Source organism: Dactylosporangium sp. CA-152071, assembly GCF_050936335.1.
In the GTDB taxonomy this organism is placed as follows: Bacteria; Actinomycetota; Actinomycetes; order Mycobacteriales; family Micromonosporaceae; genus Dactylosporangium; species Dactylosporangium maewongense.
In genome coordinates, this window is record NZ_JBNJMZ010000001.1 from 2,942,995 (window position 1) to 2,965,527 (window position 22,533).

Below are 22,533 nucleotides of genomic sequence, written 5' to 3' on the forward strand. Positions count from 1 at the left end.
TGCCCGCGCCGGGGCGGTGACGCGGTTCAATCCGCGCACCGCCACCCGGAGAGGAGCACCACCCATGCGCAGGAGGATTCTCGGCGCAGTCGCGGCGCTCGGGGTCGCCGCCGCCACGACGGTCATCGCCGTGGCAGCCTCGACCCCGGCGACAGCCGCCCCCGCGTACAACTACGCGGAGGCACTGCAGAAGTCCATCTGGTTCTACGAGGCCCAGCAGGCCGGGCCGAAGCCCGCGTGGAGCCGGGTCGGGTGGCGCGGCAACGCCGCCACGACCGACGGCGCCGACGTCGGCCTCGACCTGACCGGCGGCTGGTTCGACGCCGGCGACCACGTGAAGTTCGGCTTCCCGATGGCGTTCTCGACCACCATGCTCGCGTGGGGCGCGGTGGAGTACCGCGACGCGTACGTGCAGTCGGGGCAGCTGACCAATCTGGTGAACAACCTGAAGTTCGTCAACGACTACTTCATCAAGGCGCACCCGTCCCCGAACGTCCTCTATGGACAGATCGGCTCCGGCAACCCCGACCACGCCTGGTGGGGCCCGGCCGAGGTGATGCCGATGGCACGACCCTCGTACAAGATCGACGCCACCTGCGGCGGCTCGGACCTCGCCGGTGAGACGGCCGCCGCCATGGCCGCCTCGTCGATCGTGATCCGCCCGACCGACGCCGCTTACGCCGACAAGCTCGTCACGCACGCGAAGCAGCTGTACACGTTCGCCGACACCGTGCGCCGCAAGTACAGCGACTGCATCACCGACGCGGCCAGCTACTACAACTCGTGGAGCGGCTTCAACGACGAGCTCGTGTGGGGCGCGATCTGGCTCTACCGCGCCACCAACGACGCGACCTACCTCGCGAAGGCCGAGGCCGGCTACGACAACCTCAGCAACGAGAACCAGACCACGACGAAGTCCTACCGGTGGACGATCGCGTGGGACGACAAGTCGTACGGCTGCTACGTGCTCCTCGCCAAGCTCACCGGCAAGCAGCGGTACGTCGACGACGCCAACCGCTGGCTGGACTACTGGACCGTCGGCGTCAACGGCCAGAAGGTGCCCACGTCACCCGGCGGGCAGGCGGTGCTCGACAGCTGGGGCTCGCTGCGGTACGCCGCGAACACGTCCTTCGTGGCGCTGCTCTACAGCGACTGGCTCACCGACGCCACCCGCAAGGCCCGCTACCACGACTTCGGCGCCCGGCAGATCAACTACATCCTGGGCGACAACCCCCGCAAGTCCAGCTACATGATCGGCTTCGGGGCGAACCCGCCGAAGAACCCGCACCACCGCACCGCGCACGGGTCCTGGACGGACCAGATCACCAACCCGGAGGTCTCGCGGCACACGCTGTACGGCGCGCTCGTCGGCGGGCCGTCGTCGCCGAACGACGCCTACACCGACAGCCGGTCCGACTACGTGATGAACGAGGTCGCCACCGACTACAACTCCGGGCTCACCTCCGCCCTGGCCCGCATGTACGGCGAGTACGGCGGCACGGCCCTGTCCAGCTTCCCGGCGGTGGAGACCCCGGACGGGCCGGAGATGTACGTCGAGTCCTCCATCAACACCCCGGGGACCACGTTCACCGAGGTCAAGGCGATGGTCTACAACAAGTCGGCGTGGCCGGCGCGGACCCTCGACCAGGGCTCGTTCCGCTACTACTTCACCCTCGACGGCACCACCACGCCCGCGCAGATCTCGCTCAGCAGCGCCTACAACCAGTGCTCCGCGCCCACCGGCCCGACGCTGGTCAGCGGCAGCACGTACTACGTCACCGTCAGCTGCGCCGGGCAGAAGATCGCCCCGGCCGGCCAGTCCGCGTGGCGGCGCGAGGTGCAGTTCCGCATCTCGTCCGCCGGCACCTGGGACCCGACGAACGACTGGTCGTTCCCGGCCGGCGCCACGCAGAGCCCGAACAACCACATCACGCTGTACGACGGGGCCACCAAGGTCTGGGGCGAGGCTCCCGGCACCGGTCCGGCGGACACCACGCCGCCGTCCACGCCCGGCGCGCCGACCTTCACCAACGTGACCTCGACGTCGGTCACCGCCTCGTGGGCGGCGTCCACCGACAACGTGGGCGTCGCGTCCTACCGGGTGTCCTCGGCGGCCGGGGTCGTCGGCACCACGACCGGCACGTCCCTGGCCATCACCGGGCTGTCGCCGGCGACCGCGTACAGCTTCCTGGTCGTCGCGGTCGACACCTCCGGCAACACGTCGGCGGCCTCGCCGGTCGGCACCGTCACCACCGCACCCGCGACCGGTGACGTCACCCCGCCGTCGAAGCCCGGCACGCCCGTCGCGTCGGCGGTCACCAGCAGCGGCGCGACCCTCACCTGGGCCGCGTCGACCGACGCCGTCGGCGTCACCGGCTACGACGTCCTGCGCCTCGGCGGCACCGCCGGACCGGTCGTCGTCGCCACCGCCACCGGCACGACCGCCACGGTCACCGGCCTGACGGCGTCGACGGCGTACCAGTTCGCGATCCGGGCGAAGGACGCCGCCGGCAACCTGTCGGTGCTGTCCGACCCGGTCACGGTCACGACCACCGGCACCACCACCGGCAAGTCCTGCGAGGCCACCTACCGCGTCACGAACCAGTGGGGCGACGGCTTCAACGGCGAGGTGACCGTGCGCAACTCCGGCGGCCAGGCGATCACCGGCTGGACGGTCACGTTCACGTTCCCGGGCAACCAGCGGGTCACCAACGGCTGGTCCGGCGTCTGGACGCAGACCGGCGCCGCCGTCACGGTCCGCAACGCCGACTGGAACGGCGCCCTGGCACCCACCGCGTCGACGGCGGCCGGGTTCAACGCCTCCGTCAGCGGCACCAACACCGCTCCTGCCACGCTCACCTGTACCGCGAGCTGAGTCATCCGGTCGGCCCCGGCGCATCGCGCGCCGGGGCCGTACCATTGGCAGGGATGATCGACCTCGATGTGCCCGCCGCCGCCACGGTGCCACCCCGGCACCGCCGCGGCGTGCTGCCGCGCGTCGCCGTGCTGGCCGCGTGCGTCGTGACGGCCGCCGTCCCGGCCGCCGCGCCCGTGCCGGTGTCGGTGGGGCAGCGGCTGCCGGTCCCGAGCTACTGCACCGGCGACCCGCTGCCGGGCGGCCGCCTCAACATCGTCGAGGACCACGTGTACATCCTCCTCGACGGCCAGACCGGCGTGGTCCTGAGCACCGGCCGCTGCCCCCGCTGATGACCGACGCGAGCGAGGTGCTGTTCCTCGGCGGCAGGTCAGGGGTCGGCAAGAGCAGCGTGGCGGCGGAGTTGCACGCGCAACTGTCGGCGGCCGGTGTACGGCACTGCGTCGTCGAAGGGGACAACCTCGACCTCGCGTACCCGCCGCCGTGGGAGCACCACCTCGCGGAGCGCAACCTCGCCGCCATGTGGGCCAACTACCGCGCCCTCGGCTACCGCCGCCTGATCTACACCAACACCGTCAGCGTCCAGCAGGTCTCCGCGCTCACGGCCGCGATGGGCGACGCCCCACGCGTCACCGCCGTCCTGCTCACCTCCTCCGACGCGACCGCCCGCACCCGGCTGGCCCGCCGCGAGATCGGCACCGCCTACGACCTGCACGTGCAGCGCAGCGACGCCGCCGCCAGATCCCTCGCCGCGTCGGTGCCCCCGTCGGTCCACCGGATCCCCACCGACGACCGGACCGTCGCCGACGTCGCCGCCTCGGTCCTGGCGCTCACCGGCTGGGCCACTCGTTAGGGTCTGTCCCGGAACGGGTAGCAGACGGTGTATGCCCCCTCACATCGCGCAGTGCACCATCGACGTCACCGACCTCGACCTGATGACCGGCTTCTGGTCCGGCGCCCTCGGTTACACCGCCGGCCCCGCGGAGGAGGGCGGCACGCACCTGTTCGGCCCGCCCGGCGCGCCGTCGGTCTTCCTGCAGCGCGCGGCGACCCCACACTCTCCGAAAAACCGCGTCCACCTGGACCTCATCCTCGACGGCGACGTGGAGGCGGAGGTGGTCCGGCTCGTCGGCCTGGGCGCCCGCCCCACCGACGCCGGCCAGACCGGCACCGAACCCTTCACCGTCCTCGCCGACCCCGAAGGCAACGAGTTCTGCCTCCTGCACGTCGATCCCCGCTCCCGCTGACCTGTTGGTTGCCGCAGCACCACCGGGCGGCCGCGTCCGCATCGTGCGGCAGCACCGCGACCCGCGTCTCCGACGTCACGCCCGCCTGCTGCAGCTGCGCCGCCGCCGTGCCGAACCCCTTCGGGGGCGCGGCCGATGCCGTTGGAACTCTCCCGCCCTCGGCGCCGCCGTCACCCGCGCCGCCGCCTGGGCCCGCCGCACCCGCCCGCTACGGCAGGCGGGTGTTCTGGTCGGCCACGACGAGCCACCTGCCGTCGACGAGCGCGTAGGTGAGGGTGAAGTACGCCCGGGTCTGCGACTCGACCGCGCCGGCGGCGTCGACGGTGGTCCACAGGTACTCGATCAGCACCCACCCGGTGCTGCCGGCCAGGGTGACCTTCCGGACGGTGCGCTCCTGCGTCCAGGTGTCGTCGGCGAACATCTCGCGGTGGAACTCGACCATGGCCGCCCTGCCGTCGACGACCGTGCCGTTGGGCAGGATCAGCACCACCTCCTCGGCGAGCGTCGCCGCGTACGCCGCGAGGTCCTTGCGCTCCAGCGCCCCTAGGTGCTCCTCGAGCGCCCGCTCCAGCCCGCTGTCCGCCACCGGCCGGTCTCCCTTCGACACCTGTCACTGTCCGCCCGAGCATCGTAGCCCGGTGCGGGTGCTCAGGCGGGGCGCCGGCAGAGGCGGCCGCGGGTGCCGCTGATACCGGTTCACCCAGTCAGGTAGGCGACACGGCTCCCCGTATCAACCGGGGCCGCCGGACGTCCTGCTTGCACCGAACCGAAACCCCGAGCCCATGAACGAGGGGACACCGTCATGCCTGAACCGGGCATCGTCGAGACCGCCACCACCGCCCTGCTGCGCTGGGTCGGCGGCGCGGGCCTCAGCGCGAGGCAGGGGCCGCCGAGCGGCGACACCAAGAGCGACGGCAAGGGTGCCAAGCCCGCGGACGTGCACGTGTGGCTCACCGCGCTGCTGCCTGAGCAGGGCATGCGGCCCACCACCGGGCTGGAGCCGGTCCGGTTCAGGATGCGGTTCCTGCTCGCCACCGCCCGCGCCGACGACGTCGCGGCGCTCGACCGGCTGCTGAGCGCGACGACCACCGGCCCGCACCGGCCCGTCTTCGACGAGGTGCCGGCGCACGTGTGGCAGTCGTCGGGGGTACCGGCGAGACCCGCGTTCTACGTCGACGTCCCGGGGCGGCTCGACCGGCCCGCGCCCGCCACGCCGCGGGTCACCGCGCCGCTGCGGATCGAGACGGTGCCGCTGCGGCCACTGTCGGGGGTGGTGCTCGGGCCCCGCGACACGCCGCTGGCCGGCATGCGGGTCGAGAGCGCCGACCGGACCGAGGTCACCTACACCGGCGCCGACGGCACGTTCGTCCTGGACGGGCTGCCCGCGGACCGGCCGGCCAGGTTGCGGCTGTCCGGTCGCGGCCTGCGGTTCCACCACACCGTCACCGCCGATGCCGCCTCCCCGGCGGTCATCCGGTGCGAGATCAAGGAGGCATGACATGCCCTACTACGCGTCTCCCGGCGTGTACGTCGAGGAGGTCAGCGGCGGCGCCCGGCCCATCGGCGCCGTCGGCACCAGCACCGCCGGCTTCGTCGGCACCGCGCCGGACCGCGACGCCCGCCGCAACGAGGCGGTCGCCGTCGGCAGCTGGTCGGAGTTCCTGCGGATCTACGCCGGCGGCACCGAGCCGGGCGCCGGCACGCCGCTGTCCCGCGCCGTGTACGGGTTCTTCGACAACGGCGGCGGGCGGTGCTACATCGTCAACATCGCGCCGGGCGAGCCGATCGCCGGCGCCGGCCGCACCCGCTCCGGCCTCGGCCTGCTGGAGGCGATCGACGAGATCGCGATCGTCGCCGCACCCGGGTACACCGACGTGCTGTCGCACGAGGACCTGCTGAAGCACTGCGAGAACCTCGGCGACCGGATGGCGATCCTCGACCCGCCGGAGGAGATCACCGACGTCGAGCGGCTCGTGCGGGTCGAGACCGCGCCCGCGCCCAAGAAGGCGAAGACCCCCGCGCAGGACGGCCAGCAGCCCGCGCAGCCGGCCCCCGCGACGGACGACGGCGGCCTGCGGCCCCGCAACAGCGACTACGGCACCTTCTACCTGCCGTGGCTGGTCGTCCGCGACCCGATGAGCGGCGACGTCGTCACCACCCCGCCGAGCGGGCACGTCGCCGGCCTGTGGGCGCGCAACGACAGCATCCGCGGCGTGCACAAGGCGCCGGCGAACGAGCCCGTCCGGGGCGCCGTCGACCTCACGTACCGGGTGACCCGCGCCGAACAGGACCTGCTGAACCCGGCCGGCGTCAACTGCATCCGCTACTTCCCGTCCGAGGGGATCCGCGTCTGGGGTGCCCGCACCCTCGCGGCCGAGGCGTCGGAGTGGCGCTACCTCAACGTCCGCCGGCTCTTCTCGATGCTGAAGGAGTCCATCGGCGACGGCACCCGCTGGATCGTGTTCGAGCCCAACGACGAGCAGCTGTGGCGCTCGATCCGCCGGGACATCAGCGCGTTCCTGACCCGCGTCTGGCGCGACGGCGCGCTGCTCGGCGCGACGCCGCAGGAGGCGTTCTTCGTCAAGTGCGACGCCGAGACCAACCCCGCGGAGGTCCGCGACGCGGGCCAGGTCGTCGCGCTGATCGGCGTCGCGCCGGTCAAGCCCGCCGAGTTCGTCGTGTTCAAGCTCAGCCAGTCCGCCATCGGCACCGAAGCCCAGTAAGGGAGCAGCTCGATGACCGCACCCGTCCCGGCCCCGTCCGCTCAGCCCGGCAACTGGGTCGACCCGTACCGCGCGTACAACTTCAAACTCCTCATCAACAACGTCAACGAGGGCCACTTCACGGAGGTGCAGGGGCTCGGCGTCAAGGTCGAGCGGATCTCCTACCGCGAGGCCGGCAACGGCAGCGTGGTGCGCGCGATCCCCGGCCGGGTCACGTACCCGCCGGTGACGCTGCGCTTCGGCCTGACCAACTCCGCCGAGCTGTGGAACTGGCTGATGACCGCCGTCGAGGGCAAGGTCAGCCGCCGCAACGTCTCCATCGTCATGCTCGACCCCGCCGGCACCGCCGAGGCGCTGCGGTGGAACCTCATCAACGCCTGGCCGCAGGAGTGGAGCGGCGCGCCGCTGGACGCCATGAGCCGGGAACTGGCCATCGAGACCCTGGTGCTCGCGCACGAAGGGCTGCAGCGGGAGGCCGGCGGTGGCCGCGCGGCTGCGTGACACCCTCGCCGGGTGGCTGCGGTGGGCGGCCGACCGGCTCGTGCCCACTGCTGAGACCGTCGTCGAGGAGCGGTCGCTGCCCGGAGCGCCGGAGCACTGGCTCAGCCTGGTCCGGGACCGTGCACCGCACCTGCTGCGGCCGGCGAAGGTGCTCTCCGTCGCGGCGGCGGCGTCGGTACGGGCAGCGCCCGCTCCCCCGCCGGCCGTCGAGACTCAGGTGCGATGGACGGGTGTGGCGGTCGCGGTCTCCGCGGCCGCCCCGCCCCCGGCCCGCCGGGCGTCCACCGAGGACGGCGAGCCAAGACCGGCGGTTCATCGAACGTCCACTGAGGACACCGAGCCGTCACGGCGGGCGGTCCGCCGGGCGTCCACTGAGGACACCGGGCCGTCACGGCCGGCGGTCCGCCTGCGCCCGGCGGTCCCGGAGCCGGTCCGCTCCCCCGCACCGCGGCGACTTCCCGAACCTGCCGAGGCGCCGGCCGCACGCCCCGCGCCGGCGTCGCAGGAGGACCTCGCCCCGCGGGCCAGACCAGTACCAGAGGACGACACCGCACCGCGGACGAAGCCGGCCCTGCGGGTCGAGGCGGACACCCACCCAACCCGGGCGGTCTTCACGGCACCGGCCGAGGAAGCCATGCCATCAAGCCCCCATCGCGAGAAGCCGGCGCCGCCCCAGACGCGTCGGGAGCAGCCCGCGCGGCGTCCCGCGGACCGGCCCCAGAAGCCCCAGAAGCTCCGGAAGCTCCAGAAGCCCGGGACGCCCGGCCGCGGCCCGGTGGTGCTGCGGTGGCCGGACCTGCCGGACTCGGCCCGCGCCGCATGGACCGACGAGACACCACCCGACAAGGTCCCGCCGCACCACACCGACGCTCCGCCGCGACGGCACGGGACCGCCGGGACGTGGTCCGAGCTTCCGGGCGCGCGGCCGGCGCGGCTGCCCGAGGTCGCGGAGCACGTGGTGAGGAGCGGGCCGTGGCCGCGGCTCGGCGACGAGACGCACCGCCGGTGGCCGGAGCTGCCCGACGACAGCGCCCAGTGGGAGGTCACCCCGCGGCCCGGCGGCGACCGGATCCGCCGGCTCGACGAGGAACAGCGAGGACTGCCATGGAACGCGTAGCGTTCGTCGTCGACGAGACCGGCGAGCGGATCGACTGCCTGCTCAACCCGGAGACGTTCGAGGTCAAACGGCTCGCCGGCATCCGCACGCCCGCCACCGGTGAGAGCCGGCTCGTCGGGCGGGGCCGGGCCGACGACCCGGTGCGGTTCACCGGCGGCGGGCGCACCGAGCTGCTGCTGGACATGGTGTTCGACGTCGCGCTGGTCGAGTCGCGGTCCGCGCCGCAGGACGTGCGGCAGCTGACCGCGAAGCTGTGGAACCTGGCCGAGAACACCGCCGAGGAGCTCGGCTCCGCCCGCCCGCCGCTGGTCCGGCTCGTGTGGGGCCGGTCGTGGAACGTGCCGGGCGTCATCGCCGCCATCGCGGAGCGCTTCGACGCGTTCGGCCCCACGGGCGCGCCGGGACGGTCGTGGATGCGGCTGAAGCTGGTGCGGGTCGACGAGCCGAAGCAGGCCGGCGCCCGCGACTTCGACGGGGAGCTGGCCCGCTCGGGCGCCGGCACCGCACCGGGCACGGCACCCACGGCGGTGCAGGCGCTCGGCGACGGCAGCACTGGCCCGGGCGGCACCGGCAGGATCGACCTGCTCGCCATGGAGGCCCTCGGCAGCCCGATGCGCTGGCGGGAGCTCGCCGAGCACAACGGCGTCGACGACCCGTTCGCGGTCGCGCCGGGCCGGGTGCTGTCGGTGCCGGCGACGGGCGGCCGGCCATGATGCCGGCGGTGCACGCGACGGCGGGCGACCGGGAGCTCCCGGTCACCGGGGTGCGGGTCACCAGCCGGCTCTCGCAGCCCGCGCAGTGCGAGCTGACCCTCGACGACCCGCGCGGCGAGGCCCTGCACCTGCTCGGCGCGAGCCTCGTCGTGCGCGTCGCCGGCGACGACGGGCCCCTGTTCACCGGCGAGGTGACCGGGGTCGGCCTCACCCGGGCCGCGGACGGCACTGCGGAGACCCGGCTGACCGGCTACGACCTGCTGCACCGGCTCCGCGCCCGGCAGACCGTCCGCTCCTTCGACCGCGTCGGCCCGAAGGACCTGGTCGAGGCGGTCGCCGGCGACCTGGGGGTGCACGTGCACGGCGGCGGCGACGGCCCCCGGTTCGAGCGGGTGGTGCAGCACCGGCAGCGCGACCTCCAGCTGCTGACGGAGACCCTCGGCAGGATCGGGATGTACGTCGTCCTCGACGGCACCGACCTGCGGGTGCTGACCCTGCAGGGGCACGGCGACCCGGTCCCGCTCCGGTACGGCCTGGACCTGCACCACGTCGAGGTGGCCGCCGGCGTCGACCGGCTCGCGGCCCGCTGCGAGGCGGTCGGCTGGCACCCGCAGCGGGCGAAGGCGTTCACCGAGACCGCCGGGCAGCCCCGGCAGGGCCGCGACATCGCGCTGCGGCCGGACAGCCCGGCGCCGCTGACGCTGGTCGACGAGTCCGCGCGGACCGGCGACGAGCTGCGCGCCGTCGCCCAGGGCGCCCTCGACGCGAGCGCGGCCCGGGCGGTCACCCTCGACGGCGTCGCCGCCGGCAGCGCCGCGCTGCGGGCCGGGCGCCGGATCGCGGTGCGCGGCGTCGCCGACGCCCTGGACGGCACCTACGTGCTCACCGAGGTCGTGTCCACCGTGGACGCCGACGGGTACCTGGCGGCGGTGTCGACCCGGCCGCCGGCGCGCGACGTGGCCCGGCCCGGCGCGTCGCTGACGCTCGGGCGGGTGACCGCGGTCGACGACCCCGACGGCTGCGGGCGGGTGCGGGTGGCGCTGCAGGCGCACGGCGGGCTCGACGCCGGCTGGGTGGCGTTGCTGGTGCCCGGCGCCGGCGACGGCAAGGGCCTGGTGCTGCTGCCCGACGTCGGCGACTCGGTGCTGGTCGCGCTGCCGCACGACGCGTCCGGCGACGCGGTCGTCCTCGGCTCCCTGTTCGGCACCGCCAAGGCGCCCGACGGCGCCGGGGTCACGGGCGGCGGCGTGAAGCGCTGGTCGATGCGGACCGCGCACGGCCAGTCGATCGTCGTCGACGACGCCGAGAAGTCGCTGCGGGTGGAGACCGCCGACGGCAGCTACCTCCAGCTCGCGCCCGACGTGGTGCGGCTGCACGCCGCCACCGACCTGGTCCTGGAGGCGCCCGGGCACGGCGTCACGGTCAAGGCCCGCACGGTCGACTTCGAGCACGCCCTCATCGCGGTCCCGACGCTCCCGGGAGGTCCGGCATGAAACTCGTGACGGTGCAGGCGGTCGTGCGCTGCGGCCACGACGGCCGGGTGCGCAACAACGCCTCGCAGCACTGGGTCACCGTCGGCGGCGCCGACGTCCTCGTCGACGACGACCCGCAGGGCCGCGCGATCGCCGGCTGTCCCAACATCGGCCCGACCATGAAGCCCTGCGCCCTCACCCTGGCGGTGCAGGCGGGGTACAGCGACTGGATCCGCGTCGACGGCGAGCGGGTCGCACTGTCCAACCTGGACGGTCTCACCGACGGCACGGTCCCCGGCACCGTCCACTACACGGTCCGCGACCCCGGCCAGTCCTTCGTGGGGGCCGACGCATGAAGGCGATCAGGTTCGCGCCCGCCCTCACCGCCACGGGGTCGCTGTCCATGGTGGACGGAGACGCCGCGGTACGGCAGGCGCTGCTGCTCCTCCTGGCGACGACGCCCGGCGAGCGGCTGATGCGGCCGCAGTACGGGTGCCATCTCAACCGGCTGCTGTTCGCCCCCAACGACCACACGACCGCCGGCCTCGCCGTGCACTACGTCCGGCAGGCGGTCCAGCGGTGGGAGCCGCGCGCGGAGATCGTGTCGCTGGACGCCGCCGCCGACCCCGACGTGCCGACCCGGCTGACCATCCACCTGCGGTACCGGGTCCTCGCCACCCTCACCCTCGCCGACCTCGACATCCCGCTGGACCTCGGTCCGGCGTCCGACGGGAGCCCGTCATGACCCTGCCGATCCCCAACCTCGACGACCGCAGCTTCACCGACCTCGTCCGCGAGGCCCGCGACCGCATCGCCCGGTCCTGCCCCGGCTGGACCGACCTGTCGGTGCACGACCCCGGCATCGCCCTCGTCGAGGTGTTCGCGCACCTGACGGAGGTCATGCTGTACCGGCTGAACCGGCTGCCCGACAAGGCCTACATCGAGTACCTCAACCTGCTCGGCATCACCCGGCACGCGCCCGCCGCGGCGTGGACGGAGCTGATGTTCACCCGTACCGGCGACGACACCACCACCAGGATCACGGTGCCCGCCGGGACGAAGGCGGCCGCGCAGGGCGCCGACCCGCAGCCGGTCCTGTTCGTCACCACCGAGTCCGCGGTGCTCGCCGAGGGGCAGGCCGCGGTCACCGTACGGGCGCACCACTGCGAGCCCGTCGCGGCCGAGCTGCTCGGTCTCGGCACCGGCATGCCGGGGCAGGTGCTGCGCACGGCGCGGGCGCCGATCGTGACCACCACCGAACACCTCGACGTGATGCTGGGCGTGCAGACGCCCGCCGAGGAGGTCGCCGACGGGGTCCCGGCGCGGGAGCACGACGGCCGCTCGTTCGTCATCTGGCAGCCCGTCGCGGGTTTCGCCGGTGTACCGGCGGACGCCCTCGTCTACCAGCTGGACCGCGGCACCGGCACGGTCACGTTCGCGCCGGCCGTCGACGCCGGTGGCGCACCCGTCGCGGCGGTCCCGCCGGCGGGCCGCGAGGTGCGGATCTGGTACCGCGTCGGCGGCGGCTCGGCCGGCAACGTGGCCGCGCACACCGTGACGGCGCTGCGGGACCCGGTGCCGGGCGTGCGGGTCACCAACGAGCGGCCCGCGTTCGGCGGCCGGGACCTGGAGCCCGTCGACGCCGCGCTGACCCGCGGCCCGTACGAGTTCTTCGCGCTGCGCCGGGCCGTCACCGCCCGCGACTTCGAGCTGCTCGCCACGGCCGCGTCGGCGGCGGTGGCCCGGGCGACCGCGTTCACCCGCGCCACCATGTGGTCCTTCGCGCAGCCCGGCGAGGTCGAGGTCGTCCTCGTGCCGCACGTCGGGACGGAGTCCCGGCCCGACTGGCGGCTGCCGGTGGCGAGGCTGCTGGAGGTGCAGGGCGAGGACGTGCGCCTGCACACGCAGCAGGACCTCGAGGCGCGGCGGGCGCTCGGCACCCGGGTCGTCGCCGGCTGGGCCCGCTACAAGGCGGTCGCCGTGCGGGCCCGGGTCGTGGTCGGCGACCACGAGGACGTCGACGCGGTCCGCCGGCGGATCAACGACCGGCTGTACGCGACGATCAGCCCCCTGCCGACCCCGATGACCCCCACCGGCTGGGCGTTCGGCGAGCCGCTGCGCGCGTCCAACGTGTACCGGATGCTCGAGTCCGCTGAGCCCGGCGTCCGGTACGTCGACGACGTGCGGTTCGTGGTCGACGAGGCGCCCGACAAGGCCGTCCGGTCCGTCGTCGCCGACCGGTTCCAGGACGACACCTGGTACGCCGGCAGCGGCGAGGTCGTGTTCCGCTCCACCAACGGCGGCGCCGGCTGGGAGCCCGCCGGGCGGTTCCCGGGCGAGGAGGTCCGCCGGGTCGTCGCGGCGCCCGCGCCGAACCGGCCCGGGATCACCGCCCGCCCGGGGCTGCTGGCCGCGGTCACCCACACCGCCGACGGGACCAGCGCCGTGCACGTGTCGAGGGACCTCGGCGAGACGTGGGCGCTGGTCGCCGCCCTGGAGCCGGCGATCGCCGACGTCGCCTGGATCGACCGGGAAGGCGTGGCGACGCTGCTGTGCGCGACCGACGCCGGCCTGTACGAGGTCGCCGCCGAGCCCGGCGCGGTGCCGCTGCAGGTGCTCGTCGACAACACCGACCCGGGCCGCGGCTTCTCCGGCGTCCGGTCGTTCGTCTCCGAACGCGGCACCCACGGCGTCGTCCTCGCGGCCCAGGCGAAGTACGGCGTCTACCTGTCCACCGAGGGCGGCACCGCCGGCACGTTCGCCCACGTCGGGCTGCGCGGCACCGACGCGCGCGCCATCGAGATCCAGTACGACGGCCCGTCCACCGTGGTGTGGGTCGGCGCCGGCGAGTCGGACCCGAACCGCCCCGGGCAGGGCTGCCACCGGGCCCGCCTGTTCGAGGCGGACGTGCGGTGGGAGCAGCTCAACGCCGGCTGGACCGGCGGCACCTGCTGGGACCTCGACTTCACCGGCCAGGCCGTCGTCGCCGCCACGCAGAGCGCCGGGGTGCTGCGGCTGGACCTGGCGAGCAAGACCCCGCAGTGGGAGGCGGCCAACGTCAACGGTGGCCTGCCGCTGCGGGACCGGACCCGGTTCGAGCCGGTGGCGGCCCTTGCGACCAGCACTGTGGCCGGCGGCGTGGGGCGGGTCCTCGCGGGTGGGCCCCGCGGCGCGTACCGCAGCGACGACGCCAGGACGTGGTCCTTCACCGCCGACCGGGAGACCCGGCAGCCGGTGACGATCCCGCCGACCTGGCTGCTGTGCTCCGGCGAGCACGACGTCGAGGTGGTGCGTCTCAATGCGGCATGACGACATCGTGCGGCTGCTCCCGGCCGTGTACCAGTCGGCGGCGCAGCCCGGCAGTGTCCTGACGGCGCTGCTGGACGTCATGGAGGCGATGCACGCGCCGGCCGAGCGGCGGCTCACGGCCGTGGACGAGCTCTTCGCCGCGTACCGGACACCCGACGCCTTCCTGCCGTTCCTGCTGCGGTGCGTGGCGATGGACCACATCGGACGGTCGCTGCCGTCCGGCCGGCAGCGCGACCTCGTCGCCCGCGCCGGCGACCTGGCCCGCCGCCGGGGCACCGCGGGCGGCCTGTGCGCGCTGCTGGAGACGGTGACCGGGGTGCCCGGCTTCACCGTCGAGGAGCCCCGCCCCTTCCACGTCGTGGTGCGGGTGCCCGATCCCGCCCGCGACCAGCTGTCCCTGATCCGGCTCGTGGTGCAGCAGGAGAAGCCCGCGGCCGTCACCGTCTCGATTCCCTAGGAGCTGTGTGTCATGTCCACGAAGTGGGTCGTCACGACCGCCGCCGAGCGCATCGTCCTGGACGACGCGCACCAGGGCGGCACCACCTTCACCGTCACCAACCCCGGCAAGGCCGCCGACCGGGTCGTGTTCGAGCCGGTCGCCGGCGGCGACGCGGACCCGTCCTGGTTCACCGTCGACGACCCGCAGCGCCGGGTCCTGCCGGCCGCGTCCGCGTCGTTCCTGCTGAAGGTCCACGTCCCGGCGCAGGCGAAGCCCGGCTCGTACGAGGTGCAGGGCCGCGCCTACTCGGCGGACTCCGCGCCCGAGGAGTCGTCGGTGCTCAGCGGCCGGGTCGTCTTCGACGTCGCGGCCCCGCCGGCGCCGCCGGAGCGCCGGATCCCGTGGTGGATCATCGCGATCGCCGCCGGGCTCGTCGTCATCACCGCCGTCACGGTCACCCTGGTGCTGACGCTCGGCGGCTCCTCGCCGGCGCCCTCGGCGTCGGTGTCGGCCGCACCGGTCGTCACCGCGCCGCCGTCCGGGTCGATCCCCGTGCCGGACCTGGCCCGCCTCAACGAGACCCAGGCCGTCTTCGCGCTGAAGCAGGCGGGCCTCGTCGCCGGCACCATCAAGCACCGCAACGACCCGACCAGGGCCGACACGGTCGTGGAGCAGGGCGTCCCGGCGGCGAAGACCGTCGCGGCGGGCACGGCCGTCGACCTGGTCGTCGCGGTGCGGCTGGCGCCGCCCGTGCTGAAGACCCCGGCCAACGCGCAGCTGAAGCAGGCCGACGGCAGGCTCGTCTGGGACCAGCCGGAGGCGTACGTGACCCACTGGGTCGTCAGCCTGTCGATCTCGGTGTGCGCGCAGGGCCCCCTGACCCCGCAGGCGTGCAACACCGTGCCGATGGTGACGGCCCGCACCGACGCGAAGAACTACGCGCCGTCGCTGCGCCCCGCGCAGAACATGGGCCTCGGCGGCACGGTCCTGACCTTCAACGGCACCTTCGTGTGGACCGTCCAGGCCGTCGACGACTTCGGCGGCATCGGCCCCGCCGCCGCCGTCCTGCCCGCCCAGATGGTGCCGTGATGACCAGGCAGACGAAGATCGTGATCGCGGCGCTCGTCGTGATCACGGCGATGTTCGCCGGCTCCGCCGCGCAACGCCCGGGCGGCGGCTCGCTCAAGGAGCCCGGGGCGCTCGTCGAATGGTTCGGGGCGAAGTTCGCGAAGACCCCGGACGCCGACCCGGCCGACCTCAGCGCCCCCTGCCGCTCCGGCGACACGTTCGTCGTGCGCGACGGCAGCTGCGTGCTGCGGGTCGCCGCCCGTCAGGGCCGCCGCACGGTCCGCCTGCGCGCCGACAGCGACGTCGGCGTGCAGGCCCCGGCCCCCGGCCAGGACACGCTCGTGCGCAGCGACGCCAAGGCCGGCGACACCGTCTCGGTCACCGTCGGCGACGCCGCCACCGACATCGACCTCATCTGCGCCGGCGAACGCACCTGCGTCCTCACCATCGCGAAGAAGGGCTGAGCCGTGGAGCGCCTCCGCACCCCGTTCTTCATCGTCGCGCTCGTCGCGATGGCCCTCGTCGTCTGCGTCGAGCTCGGCGAGCAGCTGCTGATCGGCGGCGTCGACGCGGGCACCGCCCTCACCGACAACGCCGCCGCCCTCGGCGCCCAGGTCCCGGCCGGCGGCCACGTCGAACGCCCTTCCGGCGTCGGCATCCCGTACCTGGCGCTGCTGGACTTCGCGGCCCTCTTCACCGTCGCCCTGATGGCGGCCGGCCTCGTGGTCCCCCAGCGCCTGCACGGCCGCCTCCAGGGCGTCGTCACGCTGATCGTGGCGATCCTGCTGCTCCTGGCGTCCATCGGCCTCATCCTCCTGGCCGTGGCGAAGCTGGTCCTGATGGTCGCCCTGCTGCTGGCGTTCCCGTTCGGCACGATCGCCTACCTGATTCTCTTCGCCTCGTTCCCCCGCGGTACCGCCACCGTGATCCTCTCGCTGCTCATGTTCCTGAAACTCGTCTTCGCCGGCTCGCTGGTCGCCGCCCAGCCCCGCTTCCTGCAGAACAAGGGCCTGGTCCTGCTGACCCTGTGCTCCCTGCTGTGCAACGTGGTGGTGGCGTTCCTGCACGGCCTGGTGCCAGGCATCCTGGTCAGCATCACCGACGCCGTGGCCGGCATCGTCGTGGCGATCGTCGCCCTGATCTGGTCCGTGGTCCTGCTCGTCGGCGCTGTCGTCGGCATCGTGACCGCGGCCCGCACCACCGCCGACACCGCCCGCACCACCGCCACGGCCCTCCCCGCCACCTGACCACGACGCACGCCACAGCTCCCTCTCCGCCTCCATTGGCGACAACCCCGCGGGCAACACATCCCCGGGCGCGACGTCCCCGGATAAGTCCAGGCGCAAGCGCCCGGACTTATCCGACATTTCGTATTTGCGCCAAAAGCGCGGAGGAACCGGACCACGAGCGCGCTCCATGCCTCGAACCAGTCCCCACCGTGATCAGATCGCGGATCTGGTCGTCCCGACAGCCAGATTCGTTTTTGGATCACCGGTCTCATGATCGAGATCCCGCGCAGTTCGGCTGGCGTGTGACATTGCACGGCGACCGGTCCCAGGGATGTAGCGCGCAGACGGGTGAGGATCTCCGCCGGTGCCCGCCGTGCCAGCGGTGGGCCGGAAGCTCAGCTCGGCCGGCGCCGTAGCGGACGAATCCTGCGGCAGGCAGGCCGCGGCCAGGACCGGCTCGGGTCAGGGATCGATCCGGTCGCCAAGCGCGTCGCTGCTGGATCCCCCGCCTGGTGATCAAAGGACGGATCCGGTCGTGCTGGCGGCCAGAACTGTCCTTCGATCATGCCGCGGCGCGAGGATCGGCGTTGCGCGCGTGGTGGCCGGGCGTCGGGAGCACAACTCGTCGCAGGCCGTCCACCGGACGCCGCGCGCACGCGTCCGAAGCTGCCGCGCGCAAGCGCTGGCAGTGCGCCGCGCAGCGGCGCATTGGGGTGCGGGTGAGAATCCCCGCCGGGACCCGCCGCGAAGCGGTGGGGCGGCAGTACAGCAGCAGGTCAGCCGGCGCCGTAGCAGACGAAGCCGGCGCTGCTGTAGCGGGCGTCGCCGTCGGTGGCGAGCAGGGCGGCGGCGAGGGCGGCGGCCTCGGTGCAGCCGGTGCCCAGGCGCTTGTGGAAGTCGGTCATCAGGGTGCGGGTGGCCTCGTCGTCGACCGGGCCGGTGCTCGCGACCACGGTGCGGGTGCCGAGCTGGAGCAGGGTGCTGGTCAGGCCGAGCAGCTCCTCGCCGGGGTGCACGGCGGACAGGCCGGTGTCGCAGCCGGACAGCACCAGGGTGCCGGGCGGGCGGTTGAGGGCCGAGAGGTCGTACATCGTCAAGGGGCCGTCGGCGAGCAGGAGCGCCGAGAAGAGGGCGTTGTCGGTGCGGAACTGGCCGTGGCAGGCGATGTGGCCCAGCGAGGCGCCGTCCAGGGCGTGCAGCACGTCGCCGACGAGGGCGCGGGCGCCGGCGAGCAGCGTCGCGCCGGGTGTACCGGCGGCGATCCCCGTGACCTCGCGCAGCGCCTGCGGCGGGTCGGCGGCGCCGACGAAGACCGAGGGGCCCTCGGGGCGGGGGGTCCGCTGCGCCCGCCACCAGGTCGCGGCGGAGGGGGTGACGCGGACGGCGCGCCCGCGGCAGCGGGGCAGCAGGGACCAGGACAGCGCCTGCAGCTGGCCGGTCGGGGCGAGGACCAGGTCGCGGTCGCCGATGAGGTCGTCGAGCGGGGCGAGCAGCATGCGGTCGAGGTCGGCGGCGGCGTGGTCGGCGGCGAGGGTCGCGGCGCCGCGGTGGCCGCGGCGGGCGACGAGGCGGCGCTGGGCGAAGCGCAGGGCGTGCAGCTCGTCGAGGACCGGCTGGGCCGGACCCAGGGGGCGGTGCGTGACCCGGCCGCCGACGAGGACCAGCGCGTGCAGGCAGGCGTCGACGGCGAGCAGGTCGACGAACGCGAGGTCGCCGAGGGCCGCGGCCAGCACGTCGAGGGGCGGGCCGGCGGCGGTCGCCTCCTCGGTGCCGTGCGCCTGCCAGGAGCGGCGGCGCACCTGCTCCTCCAGGTCGCGCTGGCGCTGCAGCAGGCGGCCGGTGTGCGCGGCGCCGATCGGGGCGGCGGCCAGGTCGGCGTGGACGCTGCGCAGGCGGGCCAGGTCGCGGGCGATCACGGGGTCGCCGCTGGGCCGGGCGGGCGGCAGCCAGAGCGCCGCGGCCCGGCACCGCTGCGACCACTGCAGGATCTGCTCCGCGGGCTCGTGCTCCACGGCCAGGCGCAGCCGGAACGCGGCGAGGTCGGCGACCGTGCCGCCGCTGCGGACGCGCAGCTCGGTGGCGCCGAGGCTGGCCCGGTGCGCCTCGAACTCGCGCAGCCCGGCGTCGGCGCAGCGCGCGGCGGCGGGGACGTCGCCGTCGGCGAGGTGCGCGACCGCCCGCAGGTGCCACCAGCGGGCGCGCAGCACGGCCGGGCCGCGCCGGGCGACGACGGCGGCCCGGTCCAGGCAGGCGGCGGCGCTGGCGCGGTCGCCGAGAGAGCCGAGCGCGAGGGCGAGCTGGGCGGCGTCGAGCCACGACTCGCAGCCGGGCAGCAGCCAGCCGGCGGTGGTGAGCTCCGCCGCCACCTCCTGGACCGCGCGCAGCGTGCCGCGGTGTGCCCGGCCGGCGGCGATGACCGCACCCAGCTCGACGGCGCGGGCGCGGGCGGCGGGCAGGTGGCGGCGCTGCGCGGTGAAGGCGCGCCGCGCGGAGCGGGCCGCGTCGCGGGCCTCCTCGGCGTTGCCGCGGGCCAGCGCGACCCGGGCGAGCAGGAGCGCCGCCTCGCCGCGGGCGGTGTCGAGGCGGCCGCGGCGGCAGGTGTCGACGGCGTCCTGGGCCGCCTGTTGCGCCTCCGGGAGCAGCCGGGCCGATCGCAGCAGCTCCGCGAGGTCGAGCAGGGCGTCGGCGGGCACCCCGGCCTCGCGGGTCAGCACGGCGCGGGCCTGCTCGTAGCGGGCCAGGGCGAGCGGGACGTCGCCGGCCTGCGCGGCGACGAACCCGAGGTTGTGGTGCACCTGGGCGGCCGCCGTGGGCAGGTCCAGGTCGGCGTAGATGGCGGCGGCGGCGCCGAGGTCGGCGGCGGCGAGGCGGTGGCTGCCGTGGTAGCCGTGCAGGATGGCCCGGTTGTTCAGGGCGCGGGCCTCCCAGAGCCGGTCGCCTTCGCGCCGGAAGACCCGCAACGCCGACCGGTAGCCGGCCATCGCCTCCTCGTCGTGGCCGAGCCGGCGCAGGATCAGCGCCCGCTGCATCACGGCCCGGCCCCGGCGCAGCCCGCGCAGGCTGCGCAGGGCGACGTCGATCTCGCGGACCGCGGCGGCCGGCCGGCCGAGGTCGTCGAGCACCAGCGCGAGGCTCATCCGCGCCTCCGCGGCGAGGGTCATCCGCTCGTGCCGCTCCGCGACCCGCAGCGCGGCGCGCAGGTGCCGGGCCGCGGTGTGCGCGTCGTCGCCGACGCGGGCGGCCAGTCCCAGCGCCCGGTGCGCCACCGACGTCGCGTCGGGGTCCTTCGCCCGGCGGGTCGCGGCGAGGGCCGCCACGGCCAGGGCGCGGGCCTCGTCGGGGTCGGCGGCAACCGCCTCGACGGCACGCGTCGCCAAGGTCAAGGCAGACGGCGGCGCCGGCGTCGGGCCGGAAAGCGGCGGCTTCACAACCGACGATCCTTCCACCGCCGGGAACTGTCGGGTACCCGACGTATCGGCGGACTCGCTCGAACGTCACGTTGAACATGACTGACTTCGAAGACGGCCCCGTGGACCCGACCCGGCGACTCGAGCGGTGGCGGCAGCGGCGCGCGGCGCACCTGGCCGGCCTGCGCTGGCTGGGCACGGAGACCACCGGTGGGCAGCCGGTGCGGTACGTCAGCGGCGAGCTGCTGGTCGTCGACGAGCACTACGACGACGCCCGGCGGGTCGTGGAGGGCCTCGGGCACCGCGCCGCCGACGTGGCGACCGACGAGCCGCTGCCCGGCGTGCGCCGGCTACGGGCCCCCGGTCTCGACGCGATCAAGGCGACCCGCCGGACCCGCGAGCGCGCGTCCGACGGGACCGTCGCCGGCCCGAACCACGTGCTGCTCGCCTCGCCGTTCGAGCAGGGCGGCCCCTTCGGCCGGCCGATCGCGGCGGCGGCCGCCTCGATCGACGCCGCACCCGCGGCCGCCGGCGCCGCCCGGGTCGTGGTCATGGACACCGGTGTGTGGGCGGACAGCCCGCTGCCGGCCAGCCGGTACCGGGTCGGCGAGAGCGACTACGAGACCGAGATCGACGTCGACCGGGACAACGTCATCGACTCCGACGTCGGGCACGCCAACTTCATCGCCGGGGTGATCCTGCAGGGCACCCGGCGGGCGCAGGTCCGCATCGTCAAGGTGCTCGACACGTTCGGCGTGGGCACCGAGCTGCAGCTGGCGCTGCGGATCGCCGCGCTCACCGACACCGACGTGCTCAACCTGTCGCTCGGCTCGTACACCGTGGACGGCCAGCCGCCGGTGCTGCTGCGCTGGGCGCTCAACCGCTTCCTGCTCGGCCGGGACCGGGTCGTGGTCGCCGCCGCCGGCAACGACGGCGTCACCGACCGGCCGTTCTGGCCCGCCGGGTTCGCCGGCGCGGACGTGCCGTGGCGGCAGCAGGTCGTCGCGGTCGCCGCGCACAACGGCGAGGCGCTGTGCGAGTGGAGCAACAGCGGGCCGTGGGTGACCGTGGCCGCGCCGGGCGCCGACGTGGTCAGCACGTACATCCACCACCCGGACTTCGGCACCGGCTGGGCCACCTGGAGCGGCACGTCGTTCGCCACCCCGCACGTGGTCGCGCTGATCGTGGAGCGCGCCGCGTCGACCGGAAGCGTGCTTTCGGCGACCAAGGAGGTGACGTCGGAATCGACACGATCAGTCGGCGGGTACGCTGCTGTGCTGTGACGGCATTCGATCCGACCATCGCCCTGATCGAGGCCGCGGACGGCGATCAGCGGGCCTGGGACGCACTCGTGGCCCGCTACTCGGGGCTTGTATGGGCGGTCGCGCGCGGCTTCCGGTTCAACGAGGCCGACGCGAGCGACGTGTTCCAGGCGACCTGGTTCCGCCTGGTCGAGAAGCTCGGTCAGATCCGCGACGGCGACGGTCTCGGGTCGTGGCTGGCCACGACCGCCCGCAACGAGGCGATCGACATGATCCGCAGGCGCGGCCGGGAGTCCCCGGCCGACGTCGCGGAGCACCTCGGCCGGGCGCCGTCGACGACGGACCTGCCGGAGGAGGAGGCTCTGCGCGCGGAGGAGCAGCGGCTGCTGTGGCAGGCGGTCGACCGGATGCCGGACCGGTGCGCGCGGCTGCTGCGGGCGATGGGCGCGCACCCGGCACCGAGCTACGCGGAGCTGGGTGCCGCGCTGGACATGCCGGTCGGCAGCATCGGCCCGACCCGGGCCCGCTGCCTGGAGATGTTACGCGGCCTGCTCACGGGCGAGCCGTACCCCGGAGCGGCCGCGCACAGGCAACAGGCGGCCGCGCCCAGGCAACAACACGGACAGCACGGACCGACGGTGAAGGGAGGCACACATGACGCAACCACCCGCGGGTGAGGATCTGGGCGAGGCGGTGGCTCGACTGTACGTCGACACCGACCCCGTCCCGGCGAGGCTGCTGCAGGCGGCGTCGGCCGGCCTGGCCTGGCGCGACCCGGACGCGGCGCTGGCCGCCCTGCTGCTGGACAGTGCCGTCGCGGGCGCGCCCGCCGGGATCCGCGCCGGCCCGGGACCGGACGGTGACGCGGACGACCCCCGGCTGCTGAGCTTCGACAGCGGCGGCACCGTCATCGACGTCGAGGTCGTCGTCGATGGCGGCCGGGTGCGGCTCGTCGGGCAGGTCAGCCACCCGGTCGAGGCGCCGGTGCGGGTCCGGCACTCCGGCGGCGAGTGGACCGGCACGACCGACCGGCTCGGCCGCTTCTCGGTGCCGGACCTGCCGGTCGGCCCGCTGCGCATCTGGTGGGGCCCGGCCGGCCCCGAGACGACCCAGGTCGGCACCGCCACGTTCCTCACCTGAGGAACGCGGCGGTGCCGCCGCATCCGCGGTC

Annotated in this window: 22 protein-coding genes; 20 read left to right on the forward strand and 2 right to left on the reverse strand. The window is 74.6% G+C overall.

All coding sequences use genetic code 11. The features are described from left to right. The first annotated feature begins 64 nt into the window (after positions 1 to 64). The 4 genes from ACQEVZ_RS13020 to ACQEVZ_RS13035 are packed head-to-tail and all read left to right on the forward strand — an operon-like array spanning position 65 to position 4,122. Entirely contained in the window at positions 65 to 2,875 is a 2,811-nt protein-coding gene (locus ACQEVZ_RS13020) for a glycoside hydrolase family 9 protein (protein WP_433365818.1), read from the forward strand. A 53-nt stretch (positions 2,876 to 2,928) separates the two neighbouring features. Next, entirely contained in the window at positions 2,929 to 3,207 is a 279-nt protein-coding gene (locus ACQEVZ_RS13025; RefSeq protein ID WP_344504059.1) for a hypothetical protein, read from the forward strand. Further along, positions 3,207 to 3,728 (forward strand): adenylyl-sulfate kinase, encoded by a 522-nt coding sequence (locus ACQEVZ_RS13030; RefSeq protein ID WP_433365821.1) that lies wholly within the window; start codon positions 3,207 to 3,209, stop codon positions 3,726 to 3,728. The genes ACQEVZ_RS13025 and ACQEVZ_RS13030 overlap by 1 nt, the downstream gene beginning before the upstream one ends. A gap of 31 nt (positions 3,729 to 3,759) precedes the next feature. Then, positions 3,760 to 4,122, forward strand: coding sequence for a VOC family protein (locus ACQEVZ_RS13035; RefSeq protein WP_433365824.1), 363 nt, complete (start codon positions 3,760 to 3,762; stop codon positions 4,120 to 4,122). 208 nt (positions 4,123 to 4,330) lie between these two features. On the opposite strand, the gene ACQEVZ_RS13040 is transcribed toward ACQEVZ_RS13035, so the two are convergent. Next, complete coding sequence (locus ACQEVZ_RS13040; RefSeq protein ID WP_433365827.1) at positions 4,331 to 4,708, reverse strand: YybH family protein; 378 nt, start codon at positions 4,706 to 4,708, stop codon at positions 4,331 to 4,333. Positions 4,709 to 4,924: 216 nt separating this feature from the next. Between ACQEVZ_RS13040 and ACQEVZ_RS13045 the strand changes: the two genes are divergently transcribed. Genes ACQEVZ_RS13045 through ACQEVZ_RS13105 form a run of 13 tightly spaced genes read left to right on the forward strand, consistent with a single transcriptional unit; the run spans position 4,925 to position 16,711 of the window. After that, entirely contained in the window at positions 4,925 to 5,620 is a 696-nt protein-coding gene (locus ACQEVZ_RS13045; protein ID WP_433365830.1) for a carboxypeptidase-like regulatory domain-containing protein, read from the forward strand. A gap of 1 nt (position 5,621) precedes the next feature. Then, a complete protein-coding gene (locus ACQEVZ_RS13050) occupies positions 5,622 to 6,845 on the forward strand; it encodes a phage tail sheath family protein (protein ID WP_354902144.1) in 1,224 nt (407 codons plus the stop codon). Positions 6,846 to 6,857: 12 nt separating this feature from the next. Beyond that, a complete protein-coding gene (locus ACQEVZ_RS13055; RefSeq protein ID WP_344504053.1) occupies positions 6,858 to 7,346 on the forward strand; it encodes a phage tail protein in 489 nt (162 codons plus the stop codon). Then, the gene (locus tag ACQEVZ_RS13060; protein WP_433365833.1) at positions 7,327 to 8,463 is read left to right on the forward strand and encodes a hypothetical protein; all 1,137 of its coding nucleotides are present in this window, start codon (positions 7,327 to 7,329) and stop codon (positions 8,461 to 8,463) included. Before ACQEVZ_RS13055 ends, ACQEVZ_RS13060 begins: the two co-directional genes overlap by 20 nt. After that, positions 8,451 to 9,176 (forward strand): hypothetical protein, encoded by a 726-nt coding sequence (locus ACQEVZ_RS13065; protein ID WP_433365836.1) that lies wholly within the window; start codon positions 8,451 to 8,453, stop codon positions 9,174 to 9,176. Before ACQEVZ_RS13060 ends, ACQEVZ_RS13065 begins: the two co-directional genes overlap by 13 nt. A gap of 8 nt (positions 9,177 to 9,184) precedes the next feature. Further along, on the forward strand, positions 9,185 to 10,669 hold the full coding sequence (locus tag ACQEVZ_RS13070) for a phage baseplate assembly protein V (protein ID WP_433365839.1): 1,485 nt from the start codon (positions 9,185 to 9,187) through the stop codon (positions 10,667 to 10,669). Then, entirely contained in the window at positions 10,666 to 11,004 is a 339-nt protein-coding gene (locus tag ACQEVZ_RS13075; protein WP_433365842.1) for a hypothetical protein, read from the forward strand. The genes ACQEVZ_RS13070 and ACQEVZ_RS13075 overlap by 4 nt, the downstream gene beginning before the upstream one ends. Next, positions 11,001 to 11,393 carry a GPW/gp25 family protein gene (locus ACQEVZ_RS13080; protein ID WP_344504048.1) on the forward strand — a complete coding sequence of 131 codons (393 nt, stop codon included), beginning with the start codon at positions 11,001 to 11,003 and terminating at the stop codon, positions 11,391 to 11,393. The genes ACQEVZ_RS13075 and ACQEVZ_RS13080 overlap by 4 nt, the downstream gene beginning before the upstream one ends. Continuing rightward, entirely contained in the window at positions 11,390 to 13,957 is a 2,568-nt protein-coding gene (locus tag ACQEVZ_RS13085) for a putative baseplate assembly protein (protein ID WP_433365845.1), read from the forward strand. The genes ACQEVZ_RS13080 and ACQEVZ_RS13085 overlap by 4 nt, the downstream gene beginning before the upstream one ends. Continuing rightward, positions 13,947 to 14,414 (forward strand): phage tail protein, encoded by a 468-nt coding sequence (locus tag ACQEVZ_RS13090; RefSeq protein WP_433365848.1) that lies wholly within the window; start codon positions 13,947 to 13,949, stop codon positions 14,412 to 14,414. The genes ACQEVZ_RS13085 and ACQEVZ_RS13090 overlap by 11 nt, the downstream gene beginning before the upstream one ends. 12 nt (positions 14,415 to 14,426) lie before the next feature. Further along, the gene (locus tag ACQEVZ_RS13095; protein WP_433365851.1) at positions 14,427 to 15,485 is read left to right on the forward strand and encodes a PASTA domain-containing protein; all 1,059 of its coding nucleotides are present in this window, start codon (positions 14,427 to 14,429) and stop codon (positions 15,483 to 15,485) included. Next, the gene (locus ACQEVZ_RS13100) at positions 15,485 to 15,928 is read left to right on the forward strand and encodes a hypothetical protein (protein WP_344504044.1); all 444 of its coding nucleotides are present in this window, start codon (positions 15,485 to 15,487) and stop codon (positions 15,926 to 15,928) included. The genes ACQEVZ_RS13095 and ACQEVZ_RS13100 overlap by 1 nt, the downstream gene beginning before the upstream one ends. Before the next feature lie 3 nt (positions 15,929 to 15,931). Next, positions 15,932 to 16,711, forward strand: coding sequence for a hypothetical protein (locus ACQEVZ_RS13105; protein ID WP_433365854.1), 780 nt, complete (start codon positions 15,932 to 15,934; stop codon positions 16,709 to 16,711). A 758-nt stretch (positions 16,712 to 17,469) separates the two neighbouring features. On the opposite strand, the gene ACQEVZ_RS13110 is transcribed toward ACQEVZ_RS13105, so the two are convergent. Continuing rightward, positions 17,470 to 20,070: a CHAT domain-containing protein gene (locus tag ACQEVZ_RS13110; protein WP_433365857.1), complete on the reverse strand. Its 2,601-nt coding sequence runs from the start codon at positions 20,068 to 20,070 to the stop codon at positions 17,470 to 17,472. 128 nt (positions 20,071 to 20,198) lie between these two features. Here ACQEVZ_RS13110 and ACQEVZ_RS13115 point away from each other — a divergent pair, with 128 nt between their 5' ends. From ACQEVZ_RS13115 to ACQEVZ_RS13125, 3 genes are read left to right on the forward strand one after another with little or no spacing between them, the layout of a single operon-like run. Continuing rightward, positions 20,199 to 21,383, forward strand: coding sequence for a S8 family peptidase (locus ACQEVZ_RS13115; protein WP_433365860.1), 1,185 nt, complete (start codon positions 20,199 to 20,201; stop codon positions 21,381 to 21,383). Then, a complete protein-coding gene (locus tag ACQEVZ_RS13120; RefSeq protein ID WP_433365863.1) occupies positions 21,380 to 22,039 on the forward strand; it encodes an RNA polymerase sigma factor in 660 nt (219 codons plus the stop codon). Before ACQEVZ_RS13115 ends, ACQEVZ_RS13120 begins: the two co-directional genes overlap by 4 nt. Beyond that, the gene (locus tag ACQEVZ_RS13125) at positions 22,017 to 22,502 is read left to right on the forward strand and encodes a hypothetical protein (protein WP_433365865.1); all 486 of its coding nucleotides are present in this window, start codon (positions 22,017 to 22,019) and stop codon (positions 22,500 to 22,502) included. The genes ACQEVZ_RS13120 and ACQEVZ_RS13125 overlap by 23 nt, the downstream gene beginning before the upstream one ends. Positions 22,503 to 22,533 lie beyond the last annotated feature (31 nt).